This is a genomic window from Oligoflexus tunisiensis (assembly GCF_001748245.1).
Lineage (GTDB): Bacteria > Bdellovibrionota_B > Oligoflexia > Oligoflexales > Oligoflexaceae > Oligoflexus > Oligoflexus tunisiensis.
This window is the reverse complement of record NZ_BDFO01000001.1, coordinates 5,479,536-5,496,992: the sequence shown is the minus strand read 5'-3', so window position 1 is coordinate 5,496,992 and position 17,457 is coordinate 5,479,536. Positions and strand designations below refer to the sequence as shown.

Genomic DNA, 17,457 nt, shown 5'->3' with positions numbered 1-17,457 from the left:
CTCCGAGTGAGGGAGTCCTCAGTGGACTCACAACCAATTACTCTTTACAATATTTAAAAATCAGCAATTCAAAGGCATCTTATATGTTTAAGTCCTTGGCTCTTACGCTTATAGGCTTTGCGGCCGGCATTCTCCTCCATGGCTCTGCGGTTATTGGAGCAGAAACCCGGACGGCTCAGAAGGGGGTGTTGAACCTGGAATCCTGGGCGGGAACTCCTGCGGTCCAGCTCAATGGAGAGTGGGAATTCTTTTGGAATGAGCTTTTGACCCCCGAACAGTATCTGACCCGTCTGGGACGGGGCGGGGAGCCGGTATTTGCCACCGTAGGGCAGCGTTTCCAAACCACAGTACCCGAGCACACCAGCCATGATATCGGCTATGCGACTTACGTTCTGCGAATTCAGGGTCTCAAGCGCAGTCGGCTGGCCTTTACAGCGTTCTCGGCTTTCACCAGCAGCAGGGTTTATGTTTTCGGCATGGATGGGCGTCAGAGCCAATCGCCATTGGTGGAACTGGGCCGGGTCAGCAAGAGTGTCGAAGAGAACGTGCCGACCATCAAATTTCACAACACACCCAGTTTTGAAGTGGAAAGCGAGCAGGATTATTTCATCCTCATCCAGGTCGCGAACTTCCACCATAGCTGGGGCGGCCTGTGGATTCCGCCCAGCATCGGCCTGGCCGATGCCGTCTTCAAAGAAGAACGTCAGGTAGCGCAGTTTGAATATTGGCTCATCGGCGTCATACTGTATGTGGGAATTTTCAACTGCAGCTTTTACCTGTGGCGACCCGAAGATAAGGGCAGCCTCCTCCTGGCTCTTTTCGTCTCCATCGTCTGCGTCCGCATATTTCTCTTATCCACCGGCAATAGCTTCACGGAATACCTGGCAGCTCAGTACCCTTTCTTCCTCTACAAAGTCATGATCAAAGAGCGCCATATCATAATGTCTGCCGGACCCCTTTTCTATCTCATGTTCCTTCAGGCCTACTTCCCAGCGCAGATACCGCAGCGCTTTGTCCAGGCCGCGAAGGCCATATGCGGCACGCTCGTTGCTCTTGTCCTTCTGCTGCCCGAGCGCATCTATACGTCCTTTGACAGTTTTCTGCGCTACAGCGGCTTTTTTCTCTTCTTCGCCTGTTTTTACTTCCTGGTCAAAGCTGTGGTCAGGAAAGAAGAAGGTGCGTTCATCTCCTTGACCGGCGGATTTTTCCTGCTGATAGGCACACTGAACGATGCAGCCTATACGATGGGATATACCTTTCTTCCCGACAACGCGACAGGTTATGGAGTGGCGTTATTCATGATATTCCAGTCGCAGATCGTCGCCATTCGCTTTGCCCGGACGTTTCGTCGAGCCGAGCAGCTCAGCTTCAAACTCCAGGATGAAGTCGATCGCCAGACTCGCGATATCAAGTCGATCCTGCACCATATCCAGCAGGGTATTTTCACGGTCGCAGGTCCTGAACAGAGAGTGGGCCAGCTTCACTCCAGCTATCTTGCCGAGCTCATGCGGCAGGACAGGATTGAAGGTCAAACTCTTCGTGATTTCCTGCTGAACCCATCCGACCTCGATGAGGAGCGCAAGGACATGGTCGAATCCTGCTTGAACGCCAACCTTCAGGAGCCGCTATGGACCTTTCAGCTCAATGAAGCCAACTTCATACGTGAGCTGCACTATCGATGGCCGGGCAGCGAGGAAAACCGCTTTTTCGAAATTGACTGGAATCCCATGACCGATAAGGCCGGCTGCATTGATCGCTTCCTGGTCAGCGTTCGCGATGTGACGGAACTTCGGGACCTGCAGCGCAAGAACCGGGAGCAGGAGGAGGATCTTGGCATTCTGGGCGAGTTGATTCAATTGCCTGAAGAAAAATTCATCCGTTTCCTGATTAGGACCCGCGAGCAACTCGCCGAGAACCGTGCGCTGATCACGTCCACCTCGAAACCACAGCCCGAGGTGATCAAACGCCTCTTCGTCAATATGCATACGGTTAAGGGCGCTGCCAGGACCTATTCGCTGCATGCGATCTCCTCAGCCAGTCACGAGGTCGAACAGTTCTATTCCCAGGTGCTGCGCGATCCAGTCCTCTGGGACCAAACCGGTCTTCTTGAGCAATTGGGCAAGGTCGAGGACATCCTCTTGAAATACCAGCGGGTCGGTGAACAGCGACTCGGTTGGCAGGATAAGAATCGATTCATCAAGGTGTCCCGAGCGGCCCTGGAGAAGATGGTCCAGGACATACATAAATTGAAATCCGAAACTCTCCCCTTCCGAGCCCAGGAAACGTTTCGCGCGGTGCAGGAGGAGCTGCTGGCCATATGCTATGCCCAGGTCGCGGCCGTCATGGACGAGGCGGCCCGGGGTCTTGACTCCATGGCGCGTAATCTTCAGAAAGCTGCTCCACGGATTGAAACACACACTCCTCCCATGGTGCTGCGGGAGCAGGCCGCGAATGCTCTTTACAACGCCCTGATCCATCTGCTCAGAAATTCCCTGGACCATGGGATCGAATCGCCGAGTGAGCGGACAGCCTGCCATAAAAACCCTGAAGGGCGCATTGTCTGCGAAGCCGCCATCGAGAAAGGCCTGCTCATGATCAGTTACTTTGATGACGGTCAGGGCTTGGACCTGAATGCTTTGAGAGTCAAGGCTCAGAAGGACCACCTTCTCCCGGACGAAGACCTGAATGATTCGCATAAGCTCGCCCACCTCATATTTGGAGCTGGCGTGTCGACCAAAAGTGAGGTGACTGAAATCTCCGGTCGCGGCATGGGCATGAGCGCTGTGAAGACCTATATCGAGGATATCGGTGGCCAGGTCTCCCTGCGTCTGCTCCCTTTCGAGCCAAAGAAGAGAGCGCCTTTCGTGGTGGTCATGAGCCTTCCCGAGCAGCACTTTTACTGGATCCATCAGGACCGCGGGCTGAAGGCTGCCTCGGCCTGATCCCCCGCCCCCTTCAGCATTCCCTTGTGACCAACTCGATCGCAAGGACTGTCAAGACAATCAACAAGAAACGCAAGGGCTGTCATCAGCCCGAACATTAAGGCTCGAAAACTCCTCAAACGGCGCCTGATGCCGGCTCGCGGCCATCAGTGGCCAGGATTTTGCTCTTACCTGCAGTATATCTATCCTTCACATGGCGAGTCGCGACAAAAGTCCTTTGGGCACGACCCTCCGTTTGAACTAGAAGGGCACGAAAAAGATGCTGAATCGGTCGCTCGTTTTGGGGCTTGTGGGCTTGTCCCTGATGATTGGGACGGGGTCTTGTAAGAAAAAATCGCAGTCAAAGTCTGAACCTGAGGCCGTTCCTCCCGCCTACTACCTGGAAAACACCAGCTGTCGGGAGCTTATGGAAAGCCCTCGGAATCTGAGTGGTCGGGCGTTAAGCAGCCTGGGCGGCGTCTGCGACATTGTCACGATTACCGACAGTGCAAAGCAAGCGGGTCTCAGCCTCGACGGCGAAGTCGACATTGATACGGAAGACCTGAAAAGCAAATATAAAAGGGCAAGGGCCCGGACTGAAAAGCAAATCGGCGGCGAAGAGCTGGAGAGCCTGATCGCCTCAGCCCTGGCTGGCGCCCGCGATGAAGTCAATCGCAGCACCTCGGAGTTGAAGCAGGAAGCTCGCGACCGCCTTAAAGAGGCGACCGGGACCTTGCGCCCCGAGTTTTTGCGCTGGGCCGACCAGTACGCTGTCGATCAAGGCATCGCCTATGTCGAACGCAAAATTATCGAAACATTTGAAGCGGAAACCGATAAGCTGGTCGACTATGGATTTGCCCAACTGGAACAGCAGATCGCCTCCCTGGGTGGCCTCAGTTCCCCTGAACTGGCCATGGCGGCCTTCATGCCCCTGGCTGACCTGGGGGTCAATAACTGGCAACTCGCCAGCATTCCCAGTCATCCCTTTACCGACGAATTAAAACGCCAGGGTGTGAGCGCTGAAGAGCTGGTTCGCATTTCGGCACGGGCTTTTCAAGCATTGAAGGATGCCACGCGTGAAGGGAAAAGTCTCGAGGATCTGGTCCGGGAGAGGGCTCGACGCGCCGTGGCCAGTCCTGAAGCGATCAAGGAATCCGTTGAAAAAGCCCAGGCCGCTTTTGAACAATTAAGAAGCGTTGCCGAAAGCAAGGAAAAACTCATCAATGAGCTGGAAACTCATGGGAAGAATATTCAAAGCAGTCTCTCGACCATCGAGAGAGTTCTGAATGAAAATATCAACAGTAACAGCTTTAGCACGATCCGAGACGCCCTGGGTGATCTTGAGAAGGAACCCTTCGTTGACGCTGTGATCGGTGTCAACGATCGCGCCAATCTTAAAAAGTTTGAAAACCTTTTGGATTTGGCTGATCTTTCGTATGGGATCATCGAAGGTGAAGTAAGCCTGGACGCCGAAAGCAAGGAAAGAATTATTGCGCTGGCGGATCAGGTTCTGCCGGATGCCGTCAACAGGGAAGAATTCAAAAAGGCGATCAACGTCGCGCAGGAATCTCTGGATGCTCTGCAGGCCTTCAACGAAGGCGAATGGGGCGATCTCAGCAGTGGCATCATCTCCATCGGCAAGCAAACTGGAATATTCGGCTCAGGGCCGCAAGCGGATAAGGTGGCTGGAGTGCTGCAAGTGGCAGCCCAGGCGGCCATCTCATATTTCACGGGTGATGTTTCAGGGATGGTATCGTCAGCCGTCTCTCTTTTTGGTGGCAAGAAAACCAGTGGCGATGCGGCCGGTGCCAAGCGTCATCAGGAGGTTATGGAGGCCCTGAAAGTCGTCAACTCGGGCATCCAGGAACTGAAGCAAGGCCAGGAAAAAATTTATGAACAGACGATTGAAATTCGCAAGACCCAGGTCGCCATCCGGCGCGATATTCGGGACAGTACCGAGAAAATTATTGAGGTGACCCGCGCCGGCTTCATTGAGCTCTTTAAGGGCCAGGAAGCGACCATCGACGGCATCAATCGCCTGGCGCAGGGCCAGGAGGAGATCAAGCAGCTGGTGTCCGAACAGATTCACGATATCCGCACGCAGGCCGCCCGCAATCATACGGAAACGATGCGGCTCCTGACAAGCATCCAAGGCAATATCAACCGCCTGGCCGGAGGCATCGGGGCCCTGCTGAAGAGCGATTTGGCCAACTGTGCTGTGCTCCAGCAGGAGCGGGACAAACGGGATCCACTCTTTTTCGATAGCAACGGTGAGTTTCATTCCTATGCCGCCTTCGATGCATTTTTTGCAAAGAACGGCAACCTCATGGCAAACTGCCTGAAGGCCATTCAAGGCCAAATCGTGTTTGTTGACCCGATTGCACCTGCCGATTCGGGCGTCTTTTTTCCTCCGGCCGCCAAGTCGATCTTCACGGCGCCTTTCGAATACAATGAGAGCTATCGTTTAACCTGGCAGTTTCTCCGGGACAAGCGCGCCCTGATCCATCATTTTTATAGTCTGACTCACCCCGTTCGCAGCCGACGGGAAATGGATGCCAAGTTCAAGGTCAAGGGCACCGTGCCTCAGGACGCCGCGATGCACAATCAAATCATCGCAAGCCTTGATCCCAAGGCCGACCAGAACATAGCCAATCCCGAAGCCGTGGCTTATATCGTCGAACAGCTCCTGTCCAGCTATGCTTACTTTGAACTCATGACGTCCGACTTCAAACCCCTTGGTTTTGCTGATCTCGTTACGAAGGATCCGGAACCGTTCCATCGTATTGGTTACGAAAAGATCGCCCGTGAGGCCTTGCCCATGCTCAAGTCTGCGATCGCGCAGCGGCAGCTTCTGCGAGGGGACCTAAGTTTACCCTTGATTGCTCAGGGGGAATGTCCAGCAACCCCCGGCGAATTTTTTCAGCTGATTCATAGCAATCGTATGCTGGCGAGCAATTTGCCGTCTTATCTTCTGGAAGCTGATGCCGGCTTTACCGCCTGTGGCGTCACCTATCAATGGGACCCGGCCACCAACTTCTATCGGGTGCTGAATCCCCAGGCGGGTGCGACTCCCGCCAGCTTCATCGTGCAGCGGCCCCAGGTCTATGGCGTGCTGTTTGCCGACCATCTCACGGAAAGACTGGTCAGACTTCAGGATGAGGTGGAAGAGGCTCTGGTGGGCCATGAACTGGCCCGGGAACTGGATCGGAAATCCTTGCGCGTCTATCGGGCCATTGTATTCCATTCACTTTCGCTCAGCCGTGGCCGCTGAGCTTTGAGGATCTGACATGAATCAGGCTTTGAAACAAACCGCCCGGCTTCTCATGCTATTGAGCCTGGGTTTTATCGTTGTCATGAATAGCCAGTGCAAGGGCAAAAAGTCCAAAAAAGCGCCTGCAGCTGATCCGGAGCAGGTTCTGCCGAATGATGAACCTGGGTCTCAAGGTGACGTCAAATTTTCGGTATTTTTTGAGGATAATCCCTTCTTTCGCCAGGATGGGATTCTGCCTGACACCGAAATTCGCGCGATTGTTATCAAAGCCAGCGCTGATGGCGATTCAAGCCAGGAGATCAATTTTAGTCTGGATAAGAAGGACTGTGCCTGGCCCGATATTCGAATGGAAGCGACCGAGAGCCTGAATACGGTCCAGGTGGTCGGATCAAGCCCGAGCCGCTTTGAAGGTCTATTCTCTCCCTGTCGACCGGAGATCGTCGCCACAGTCAAGGATAGCCCGCAAAGTGAAGCGAAGCGGTTAACCCTGACTTTGACGCAGAAGCCCTGGATCGACCGGCTGGTGGCGAGCAAAAAAAGGATCTGCGCGATCCGGGTTGATGGCTTCCTGTTCTGTTTTGATGGACGTGGACAGAAAGCCCAAGAATTTAAGGACTTCGGACCTATTCAATCCTGGGCGGAACTGGATGCTTTCGGCTGCAGCCTTAAGCCTGATGCCAGCGTCACCTGTGCAGGAGAAAACACTCAAGGGCAGCTCGGCAACGAGCAGACCAGTCCTGACCCCATCGTGGAACCCGTTCAGGCGAAAGTGGGACCCGCCCGCTCGATCGCTGTCGGCGACGATTTCGCCTGTGCCCTTCTGCAGGACGCGACGGTCAGCTGCTGGGGCAGCAATTTAAGAGGTCGGCGCGGCAATGATTCGATGGAGCCACAGGTTTTGACGGCGACGGCGGTCAAGAATCTCAGTCAGGTCAAAAAGATTGTGACTGGGGCTGACTTCGGCTGTGCCCTTCGGGAAAACGGAACTGTGGCCTGTTGGGGAAGCAACGAGTTTGGTCAACTGGCGCAAGGTGAGGGGGCCAATGCCTTTTCCCTGGTGCCTCTCGATATCGCGCTCACCGACATCGTCGATCTGAGTGCGGCTCAGGCCACTGTTTGCGCTGTCCGGGCCAATGGAGAGGTCCATTGCTGGGGAAGAAAGCAGGAATTTCCGATCAGCATGGAACCCAGACCTTTGCCGGTTCTGATAGGCACATTTACAGACGCCCAGCAGATTTACGTCGGCTATGAGCATAGCTGTGTCGTCAGACGCGAAGGTCTGATGAGCTGCTGGGGAAGCAACAGCCGAGGGCAGCTTGGAGCGGGAGCGGAATTCAACGGCCTCAATAACGTCGCGCTGGTTCCCCAGCCCGTCGTGGATATCAAGCCGGCGATCGGCGCGGCCATGGGGGATAGCCTCAGCTGTGCCTTGCATCTGGATGATAGCGTGAGCTGCTGGGGACGCCTGCTTCCGGTGTCCGGTCTGGATGAAAACGGGACCAAAGGTCTGGCGATCCCGATTGATTTCAGTGATTTTTAAGAGCGGACAATGTGTCCACTGTCGTCCTATCCTGAAGCAGAGCGGGAATAAGGCTTTTGAAATAATCTCCGTAGACCGAGTTTTTCATGGCACTCTCCTCGTACTGTCCTCCCGAGGGCATGAATTTACGCGGATCCGTAATGTAAAATCTTGCCTGCGACCAGGGTGCCTTGACATCATAACCTTGATTGATGCGGACCCACTGCTCCACGGACATGGGCTGCGGGTGGAGCGGGTCGAGGATCCAATATCCGGATCGGCTGTTAACGATGACGGCGACGTGAAAATGCCAGAATGTATTCTCAACTTTCAATTCACCCAGATTGAAAATTTTCGCGATGTGATTTTGAGGAACACCGGCTCGAAGCAGAGAATAGTGAATCAATAATGCCCGTCCAAAGCAAAAGCCAATTTCATTCGCGCGAGCAAAGCGATAAACCTGGGCCGGACCTGCCACCTGATGATGGCGAGCCTCATCCAGAATCCGTTGTGCCTCATCAAAAGTCAGTTGACCCAGCTCGGCCGGATTCTCCAGAGACGCCAGAACCTCCCGGTTCGCCTCCTGCGTTTTCTCATGGAAAAACTTCAACTTTCGAAGGCGCAGCGCCTTTTTATCGAGCCCAAGCTTTCGGAGCTCAAGTTCCTGGGGTTGCCACATCGTTTTCAGGGATTCCAACTCAGCCTGATTGAGCTGATAAAGGTCTTCATTGAGGAGCTGGCGCGCAGGTGCCGAGGGCTGATTCAATGTTATTAATACCTGCTGCCAGGGATGAACGCAGCCGCTCAGCAGGAGAAGGCACAGAATGAGTTTACAGACTTCGCGACTTCTCACAGTATAAGCTCCAGACCGATGCCGTAATGCTATTGAAGACGAGGCTCACCAGTTCCGCAAGGCGGATGGCTTCGCGGGCATATGCCTTGTCACAGGGAGCCATGAAGGCAAGAAAGCTGACCCCGACATTTTCGTGCCCACCGGCATCGTTGATATCCTTATGCCGACTGATCTGTCGTGCCGCTTTCTCAAAGCCTCCCTTCAAAAGGAGACTCGCCAGGGGGTCCATGGATTGAAACGAACTGCGTTCAAAGATGTCGATGACCATCGAAAAGGCCAGAAAGTTGCGTCCGGCCACATACTTTAATAAATGCATCAGGATCTGGGTCGACGACGTCACAGGAATGCTTTGAGGTTCGTCCGTGATGGCTTTCAGGGCCACGTCCAGAATCCGATCGTGACCTTTTTCTTCAGCCATGAATTCTTCAACCCGTTTCCTGGCTTGACCCGCGGTATCCAGGGCCGCGGCGAGTGACGTCTGGCACTTTTCCGTAACATAGTGATTCTGTCGGATCAAAAGGCCAGCCGCGACCTGGAAGGAACTCTTCGGCAGCGATTCAATCTTTTGAAAAATCTCGGAGCCTTTGTCATTTTCCATGACTTCCAGGAGATGAAAGCGACGGATGACGGAAAACAGGCTTTCGGGGTGAATGCGCTCGCCCAGGATTGAAAATTCCAGAGCGGCCTCAGCATCCCATTCCCATTCCTGGCGGTTCAGCTGACTGAAAAGCTGTCTGATCTCAGCTTCCGAGGGGCCAAACTCTGGCGAAGAGTTTTGAAGAGTTGCCAGAAGGAGATCCAGGGGGCCGGAATCCACCAGGTCATGATCCAAAAGTTTGGGGACATCCATGGTTTCAGGACGATCACCGTGCTTGGGCGTTGGCAGGATATAACAGAAGGGATAGAGCCTGACGACTTCAAAAAGACTTGTGATGAAGGGAATATCCTGGGCCGAGAGCGTGCCGCTTCCGAACTTTTCAACAAGCTCGACGGCAGCAGGACGATTGGATGCCGAGACAGGCAGTGACGCTTGCATCCACGGGGTCGTCAGGTTGAGTTTATCCTGAGTTTCTGTCAGCTCAACCGTGACTTCATCATAAGGCCAATAATAGTATGTGTTCATGGTCTTACCCGTGGATTCGCGGACCGCTGGCCGGCAAGGGCGCGAGGATTGAGGCAGGTTCCCGAATCTCGCCGCGCCGTGTGTTTACGAATTAAAGTTGAGCCACATTGGGGGGCAGGCAGGAATGAATGCTGGGATAGAATTCGCCTCTCTTGTCCCACTTTTGAGCCGTCATCGCCAACTGACCTTCCGCACAACCATTCTCCAGAATCTTTTTCTTGAGAGTTTCGTTGTTGTCCGACTGATCGCAGGTGCCAGCATAGGCCGCGCCTTCAGCGGATTCATACATGTCCAGACAGATGGTTTTGGTTTCAACGGGCGGGCGCATCAAAGCAAATGCGGACGACGATGCTGTGAGTGCCAAAGCTGTAACTGATTTCTTGAATTTCATGACGTCACCTCCAATTCGTTTTCTTTTCAAACATTAGACCAAATCGATGAATGTGCATGCGATGCATAACAGAAATCATTTTCAACTGTCGACGAAAATAATGCTTACCAGCCAGCCAGTTAATGGTCATGGCACGGGTTCCCATTAGGGAAGCGTTTGAAAGGATTTTTTTATGCACGAATATATTAATGGGAAAGGTCGGGACGGTTGCGGGTTTGCTGGAAATATCGTGTATGTCATCTGGTGCAGGGTTTGCGGCCCAGCCGTTCCATGGCCAGGCCATCCTCTCAGGATGACTTCGAAATTTTTGCGGCGAGTGGTTTCCCCTCCTTATAGGTCGCTGTGCCCATAAGGTGATCGAACCAGGGTTTTGTCACGCACCAGTTGAGATTTTGATTGCGGCCCATGTGATGCTCAACATGCCACGGCACATGTTTTTTTGCCCAGTTGAAATCCCGATGCGCTTTCTTGTGAACCCGGTAGTAGTTGACGATGCCATAGAAGACGGTGCAGACGAAGACCGGAGCCACAGGAATCAGAGGGAGATGGACCAATCCCAGCACGGCCAGTCCCAAAGCTTCCTTGCCTTGAGCATGCCAGCCGAATGGGGACCGATCATAGCCCGGATCGCTAAAATCACTCTTCATCGTCAGGCGATGGTGTTCATGCCAATGAAAGCTCCACAAGCTATTCTTGCTTTTCCCAAGCCCGTGAAGCACATATTTATGTATGAACCATTCGCCAGCATTGCAATAAACAAGGCCGAGTGGAATTCCAAGCAGGTTGCCCAGCATAGCAGCCTCAAAAGTAAATTATGACTACTTGGTCAATATATTGGAAGGGTGCTTCGCGTGTCAAGAAAAATGGGAGTTTCCGATCCGGATCGCCTGCCTCGGCAACGTCCAGGGGTGCCTGGGGGGAAGCGGGATGAGAACCGCCGTCTCAAGCAGCAGCTTTTGTTTCGAGCCGCGACGGAACTCTTCAAGAAATATGGCGTGGAAAGCGTCACAATCGATGACATTGTCGCAGGCGCTGGAATATCCAAGGGAAGCTTTTATAGTTACTTCGCAGATAAAGCCGAGCTCGTCCGGCTTCTCTTTGCTCCCCTCAGCCAGGAGTTCGAACAGGCGTTTCAACAGGCCAAGGAGCGGATGCAGCAGGCTGAAGGGGAAAGCGCCCTGTTCAGCGCTTATGAGGAAATGGCAACCCGGATGGCCCAGGCCTGCCTGAATGTTCCCGATCTTATCCTCATTTATTTGGCCGAATCCCGAGGGGCGCCGACGGATGCCAGGCAGCCTCTGATCAAACTTTCGCAGGTGATTATGCACCACGCGTTGGAATTAACAGAGATCGCTCAGCAGAGGCAGCTCTTAAGACCCTTTGACGCTCGCATCAGCTCGCTGGCTGTCATTGGGGCCATCGAACGTTTGCTCTTCGAATATTTGAGGGAAACCATCGCCTATCATCCTCTGGAGCTGATCGCGACCTTGATCTCCCTGGTACTCGATGGCTTGCGTGAAAACCCCAGTGCATCAGGGCCGACGCCTTAAAGTTTTGCTCAATATCATTCTCTGCAACAACTTCCCGACGCAATCGGCGACAAGTTCCCTTGCCAAAGGCCCTGGCACAGGTTAAGACCATCGCTACGTTTCCCCAATGTCGTTCATTCTATTCATAAAGAGGTAGTCTTATGACACGATTGCGTGAGCGCCCCGTGCGCTTGCAATGGACCGCCGCCGGTCTGTTGCTCCTGGCGTTGTGCAGTTCCATGGCCAGTGCCAAAGTCTGGAATCTTGCTGCCACTCCTCATCTGGAATTCGATGCTCAGGAAGCGCTCCTGCTGGCTCAGCCGGGAGATACGGTGCTCCTGCCTGCAGGACGCTTCGTTATGAATCAGGAGCTGAGCATCACCACGCCTTTCATCACACTCAAAGGCGCGGGCATGAACGCCACCACACTCGTCTATGGGACCAGTGCTGAGGGCCCTCAGGCCATCATTTCGTATGCGGATCATACGGTTGTGGAAGACCTGGCGATTATCGATCATCCAGGAGACGGCATTAAAATAATCGGTGCCGACGGAGCCACCATCCGTCGCGTGCGCGTGGAATGGACCAAACGCGGCTCGGCGGAAAACGGAGCCTATGGACTCTATCCCGTCGAGTCATCGAATGTACTGGTGGAAGATAGCGTCGTGATCGGAGCGTCCGATGCCGGTGTCTATGTTGGGCAGTCGAGCAACATCGTGGTCCGGCGCAATCGTGTGGAATATAACGTTGCCGGTATTGAAATTGAAAACTCCATGTACGCCGATGTCCATGATAACGTGGCGACCAACAACACGGGTGGCATTCTGGTCTTCAACCTTCCCAACCTGATGGTTCAGGGCGGACACGGCACACGCGTTTATCAAAACTTCATCTATGAAAATAACTTCAAAAACTTTGCGCCAGTCGGCAACATTGTCTCCACGGTTCCCCAGGGCACGGGTATCCTGGTCATGGCCAACGATGATGTGGAAGTCTTTCGGAATACCATCGAACGCCACAACACCACCAGCATAGCGGTCGTCAGTTATAACGTCACGCAAAAGGCCTTTGACGATCCCCGCTATGATGCAGTTCCGGAACATGTCTGGATTCATGACAACGTCATGCGCAAAGCCGGTGGTTTCGCAGTGATCGGTGGCAATCAACTCGGTCTGGTGGCGGCAGCCCTGAGCTTTCCTCATCGCGTGCCTCATATCACCTATGATGGGATGGGACTTCCGGATGGCAAGGGCGGAATTCTTGCGGCCGACCTCAGCGGCGCTCAACGCCTGTGCATTGGCTACAACGAGCACGACGGTGGGGATCATTCCTACTTCGGCAATATGCAGCTTTGGAAGCAAAACTGGTGGTCGCCTGTGCCAGGAGAAATGAATCGGAGCATGGCCGCCCATGCCTGCGAGCATCCCGCCTTTGGATCGGTTCAGCTGGCGCCTGTGCCTCCACTTCCCGAGCCTGATCCGAATCGCCCCACGGAAGACGAAATCGCTCAGCTATGTGAGCAAAAGGTTGAAGGCATCAACTGGGACGCCCTGGCCGTCGATTGTCCGAAACTCAGCCATTACAATCTTTTCACCGACGCCCGCGATCCGCTGTCGAAACCCCAGGACGACGGCTATCCTTATGATCTGACCACACCGCTGTTCTCCGATTACTCCAGCAAGGACAGAGTCCTGTTTTTGCCACCCGGCACGAGCGCGGCGTATCATGCCACCCAGGCCCTGGCGTTGCCCGTCGGCACGGTGATCGCGAAGACCTTTTATTTTCCAAGTGACCTGCGCAATCCCGAGGCTTCCCGGAAGCTGGTGGAAACAAGGCTCCTCATTCATCGGGAAAAAGGCTGGATGGGGCTGACCTATCAGTGGGCGCCGGATCACGCCGATGCGAAACTGATTCGGGGTGGTGCCGCTGTTGATGTCAGCTGGATCGATAGCCAGGGGCAAAAGCGCAGCAACACCTACCGTGTTCCGAACATGGCTCAATGCGTAGGCTGTCACCTGAATGGAGCGCCCATCGGGGTCAAGGCCGGTTACCTCAACAGGGAGGGACATGGCGAGCTCAGCGGTCACAATCAGCTGGAATATTTAATGAACGCCGGTCGCCTTGTCGGAGCACCTGCCGATTTCCAGAGCATTCCGCGTTATCCCATCTGGAATCAACCCGGCAGTGGATCCCTGGCGGAACGGGCGCAAACCTATCTCGATATCAACTGCGCGCACTGCCATAGCCCGTCCGGCAAGGCCAGCACGTCGGCGCTCTTTCTGCAAATCGGTCAGCCGGCAGGTGTCAACTCGGGCCTTTGCAAGCCGCCGGTTGCGGCAGGTCGTGGGACCGGCGGAGCCCTGTTCGATATCGTGCCGGGTCAGCCCGAAAAATCCCTCCTGGTGGATCGCATGAACTCCATCAAGGCCGCTGTGAAGATGCCCGAGCTGGCCAAAACCATGGTCCATACCGAGGGCGTATCGCTCGTCTCGGAATGGATCCGCAGTCTGCCCGGTACCTGCAAGGAATGAAAGACCCTGGGTCGATGACCACGCCACCTGGCTGACCGCCAGGTGGCCTCGCCTTTTAGCCCTCGCAAACCAAACGAAGGACATTGTCCCGTTCGTTCGATTCCGCAACCGTCTTAGTGGAATCGGCTTGAATGGTGGCGTCCAACTTGCCAGCTTTATACTTAGCGGTTATGCCAATCCGCTGACTTTCACCGGCCTTCAGAGCCTTGACAAAAAAGGCCTGTGAAGGCGCGTTGCTTTGATCGATGCGAATGAAGCTGCTGCCTGCGTTGGCATTGCCGACGTTAGTCACCTGAATGACGACCACACCCTGACCGCATCTAAATTGCGGAGCACTGGCCTTAAGGTTGGGAGCTGCCACGGAAGAGACTGTGGAGGCCTCATCGTCCTGCACGCCGCAGGCTGTTATGGTGGCCAAAAGAGCTGCAGTCGAAAGAATTTTCAAGAGTTTTTTCATGATGTTAGTGATCCTGTTCCTGCGTGTGTGTTCTGAGCCTTCCCAAAGTGAAAGCACCCGGGGTCGTCGTCAGTATTGGGCAGGGATACGATCAGGATCAACTCATTCGATCTTACAAGACCTGCTATGATTTGATACGTATGGTCATGAGTCTGGTTACTGCCGACATGGTTATGTGATCCTCCACACTTCTCCCCCCGACCATACGGCCGGCATGGGTTCCCGATCATGAATATGATAATTTATCATGGATTGACCGCTGGCTTCTTCCGTCATACCTCATTTTCCCAGCAGCCAGAATGAGAAGGGCTTTTCCGGATGACGATAACTGAACTGATCTCCCTCTGCCGTTCAGGCTTCCATAAGGTTTGGAAGCTGGGCCGTGTCATCAGCTCCTCCTTACTCAAACTGACCCGGACGCCTGACGACCGGTTTTTCAGCTGTGCGTTTGAGCAGGGAGGCATGGGGATTGTTCTGCTGTCTGAAAGGGGCCATCTCGTTCGGGCCAATCGGAAATTTTGCGAATGGCTTTTGTATTCTTCAGACGTTTTGATCAAAAGGAACTTTGAGAATGCCATTCACCCGGATGACCTGGATAAATTTCGCGAATTTCGTGACTCCCTGCTGAACGGAACGAAGGAGGCTGAGGTTTGTTCACTCCGCTGCTTCAGATCCGATGGGGTGGTTCTCTGCTTGGAATTCACGGCCTCCATCGTGCGCGCGACGCCGGGAGACTCCCGATGCCTGATGGCGTTTGTGCAGGATGTCAGTCAACGGCAAGCCCAGGAGGCGATCTGGAAGGAGAGCGTGGAACGCTTTCGTCAGCTCTCCGAAAATATCCGCGAAGCGTTTTGGATCCTTGACCTTCATGAGCAGCGCTTCATTTATTTCAGCGCCGCGAGCGAAGCCGTCTATGGACTGCCGATGGAGACCCTCAGGACCTTTGGAGACGATGAAGCATGGGCGATGATCCATCCCGACGACCAGCCGGTGGCGAAGGCCATTCTGCACGAAATTCAAACCTCAGGCGTCGAAGGAATGGCCCAGTTCCGTATCACGAAGCAGGGGAAAACGGCCTGGCTTTCGGCCAGGGCTTTTCCCGTCAGGGATGAAGCGGGGCTTGTTTACAGGATCGTTGGCATCACCGAGGACATTACCGAAAGAAAGCTTCATGACGAGGAGCGGGAAAAACTCATTGCGGACCTGGATCTTGAGCGTGCGCGGTTGGATTCCATGCTCGTCCATGCTCCTGTCGGCTTCGCCTTCTTCGATAGGGAGCTCCGTTATGTTCGCATCAACGACTATCTTGCCCGTTCCAATGGACTGCCTCCTGAAACCCACCTGGGGCGGAAGGTAACAGAAATCCTCGCCTATGAATCGGAACGCGTGGAATCCTCCATGAAGCAGGTCTTCGATACCGGGATTGCCCTCGCTGATCTGGAATACACGAGCGAGATCCGTCTGCGTCCTGGAATACAGCACCACTGGCTCTCCGGTATTTTCCCGGTCATCACGAACGCTGGAAAGATCCCTCTCGTCGGTGTCGTTGCCCTTGAGACAACGGAACTTAAAAATATGAGTGAGGAACTCAGGAAGGCCGTGGAGGCCGCGGAAAGTGCCAGCCGATCCAAAAGCCAATTTTTGGCCAATATGAGCCATGAGATCCGCACACCCCTGAATGCCATTCTCGGCTTCTCCGAATTGATTACGGATGAACAGCTTTCGAGCCTCCAGCGCCAGCGGTACATCACGTCGATTCAAAGAAATGCGCAGAGTCTGGCTCATTTGATCGATGATATTCTGGACCTTTCCAAGGTCGAGGCCGGACGCCTCATCATTCAGAAAGACGTGACGTCTCTTCGCGAGCTGTTGGACGAGGTCGTTTCCCTCTTCGAGGAACGCGCCCGTGAAAAGGATATTCGAATCGAGGTTCAAACGGCCGAAAATCTGCCTGAACGAATCCTCATCGATTCCAATCGCCTCCGTCAGATCCTGAGCAATATCGTCGGCAATGCCATCAAATTCACGGATCATGGTTCGGTCAGCCTGATCGTGAGAGTTCTTGAGCCAGGATCTGACAAGGACGTCAAGATCGAGTTCGTGATTCGTGATACAGGGGTGGGCATTTCTGAAGAGCAGCAGGCCAGAATTTTCCAGCCCTTCACTCAAGCCGACGCCAGCACCTCCCGGAGGTACGGCGGAACCGGATTGGGTCTCGTCCTGTCGCGACACCTGGCGCAGCTTTTGGGGGGAGGCCTTTATCTGCTGGAAAGTCGGCCCGGCTGCGGCAGCGTTTTCTCCATCCAGATCGTGGGGGAAGTTCCCTCGGGTGACACTGAAGTCCATGCTTTGGAACCATCGCGTCCTCCCAAAACTGATAGGGTGCGATTAAACGGTCTGAATATCCTTGTCGCAGAGGATGCGCCGGACAACCAGCTCTACCTTCAGTGCGTCCTGCACAATGCGGGGATCGAGCTGGATATTGCTGAAAACGGCAACGAGGTTCTTCGCAAGATCCATGAGAAGGCCTATGACATCATCCTGATGGATATGCAGATGCCCTTCATGGATGGATATGAGACGACCAGTGAACTCCGCAGCCTCGGATGGCGTATGCCCATCATCGCGCTGACCGCCCATGCGATGAAGGAGGACCGGGAGCGTTGTCTCAAAATCGGCTGCAATGAATATTTATCGAAGCCAATCAAACCTTCGCAACTCCTTGCGACCATAGCTCAATTCGCGGAGACGGTGGAAGCACCGTAATGGATGAGGCTCGTGCGGACAGCACCAGGCACTATGGGCTGGCTAGCCATTTCAAGTTTTGAAGGGTAATCTCCTGAGAGCTGCTTGTTGAGCTTA

Annotated in this window: 11 protein-coding genes; 6 read left to right on the top strand and 5 right to left on the bottom strand. The window is 54.2% G+C overall.

Annotated elements, in window-relative coordinates:
- The first annotated feature begins 83 nt into the window (after positions 1 to 83).
- The 3 genes from OLTU_RS22725 to OLTU_RS22715 all read left to right on the top strand — a co-directional run bounded on the left by OLTU_RS22725 (position 84) and on the right by OLTU_RS22715 (position 7,732).
- Complete coding sequence (locus OLTU_RS22725) at positions 84 to 2,942, top strand: 7TM diverse intracellular signaling domain-containing protein (protein WP_141735040.1); 2,859 nt, start codon at positions 84 to 86, stop codon at positions 2,940 to 2,942.
- A gap of 406 nt (positions 2,943 to 3,348) precedes the next feature.
- On the top strand, positions 3,349 to 6,192 hold the full coding sequence (locus tag OLTU_RS22720; RefSeq protein ID WP_141735039.1) for a coiled-coil domain-containing protein: 2,844 nt from the start codon (positions 3,349 to 3,351) through the stop codon (positions 6,190 to 6,192).
- 16 nt (positions 6,193 to 6,208) lie between these two features.
- Positions 6,209 to 7,732, top strand: a complete 1,524-nt coding sequence (locus OLTU_RS22715; RefSeq protein ID WP_141735038.1) for an RCC1 domain-containing protein — start codon at positions 6,209 to 6,211, stop codon at positions 7,730 to 7,732.
- On the opposite strand, the gene OLTU_RS22710 is transcribed toward OLTU_RS22715, so the two are convergent.
- The 4 genes from OLTU_RS22710 to OLTU_RS22695 all read right to left on the bottom strand — a co-directional run bounded on the left by OLTU_RS22710 (position 7,719) and on the right by OLTU_RS22695 (position 10,725).
- A complete protein-coding gene (locus tag OLTU_RS22710; protein WP_141735037.1) occupies positions 7,719 to 8,564 on the bottom strand; it encodes a hypothetical protein in 846 nt (281 codons plus the stop codon). The genes OLTU_RS22715 and OLTU_RS22710 overlap by 14 nt on opposite strands.
- Positions 8,542 to 9,687: a hypothetical protein gene (locus tag OLTU_RS22705; protein WP_141735036.1), complete on the bottom strand. Its 1,146-nt coding sequence runs from the start codon at positions 9,685 to 9,687 to the stop codon at positions 8,542 to 8,544. Before OLTU_RS22705 ends, OLTU_RS22710 begins: the two co-directional genes overlap by 23 nt.
- A gap of 91 nt (positions 9,688 to 9,778) precedes the next feature.
- A complete protein-coding gene (locus OLTU_RS22700; protein ID WP_141735035.1) occupies positions 9,779 to 10,078 on the bottom strand; it encodes a hypothetical protein in 300 nt (99 codons plus the stop codon).
- 287 nt (positions 10,079 to 10,365) lie between these two features.
- Positions 10,366 to 10,725 carry a hypothetical protein gene (locus tag OLTU_RS22695; RefSeq protein ID WP_245676835.1) on the bottom strand — a complete coding sequence of 120 codons (360 nt, stop codon included), beginning with the start codon at positions 10,723 to 10,725 and terminating at the stop codon, positions 10,366 to 10,368.
- Between the two features lie 204 nt (positions 10,726 to 10,929).
- Between OLTU_RS22695 and OLTU_RS22690 the strand changes: the two genes are divergently transcribed.
- Both OLTU_RS22690 and OLTU_RS22685 read left to right on the top strand, forming a co-directional pair.
- Positions 10,930 to 11,628, top strand: coding sequence for a TetR/AcrR family transcriptional regulator (locus OLTU_RS22690; RefSeq protein WP_141735033.1), 699 nt, complete (start codon positions 10,930 to 10,932; stop codon positions 11,626 to 11,628).
- Positions 11,629 to 11,768: 140 nt separating this feature from the next.
- Positions 11,769 to 14,138 (top strand): parallel beta-helix domain-containing protein, encoded by a 2,370-nt coding sequence (locus OLTU_RS22685; RefSeq protein ID WP_141735032.1) that lies wholly within the window; start codon positions 11,769 to 11,771, stop codon positions 14,136 to 14,138.
- 55 nt (positions 14,139 to 14,193) lie between these two features.
- Here OLTU_RS22685 and OLTU_RS22680 read toward each other — a convergent pair whose 3' ends face one another.
- Positions 14,194 to 14,595, bottom strand: coding sequence for a CARDB domain-containing protein (locus OLTU_RS22680; protein WP_141735031.1), 402 nt, complete (start codon positions 14,593 to 14,595; stop codon positions 14,194 to 14,196).
- A 318-nt stretch (positions 14,596 to 14,913) separates the two neighbouring features.
- Between OLTU_RS22680 and OLTU_RS22675 the strand changes: the two genes are divergently transcribed.
- Positions 14,914 to 17,361: a PAS domain S-box protein gene (locus OLTU_RS22675; protein WP_141735030.1), complete on the top strand. Its 2,448-nt coding sequence runs from the start codon at positions 14,914 to 14,916 to the stop codon at positions 17,359 to 17,361.
- The last annotated feature ends 96 nt before the right edge of the window (positions 17,362 to 17,457 follow it).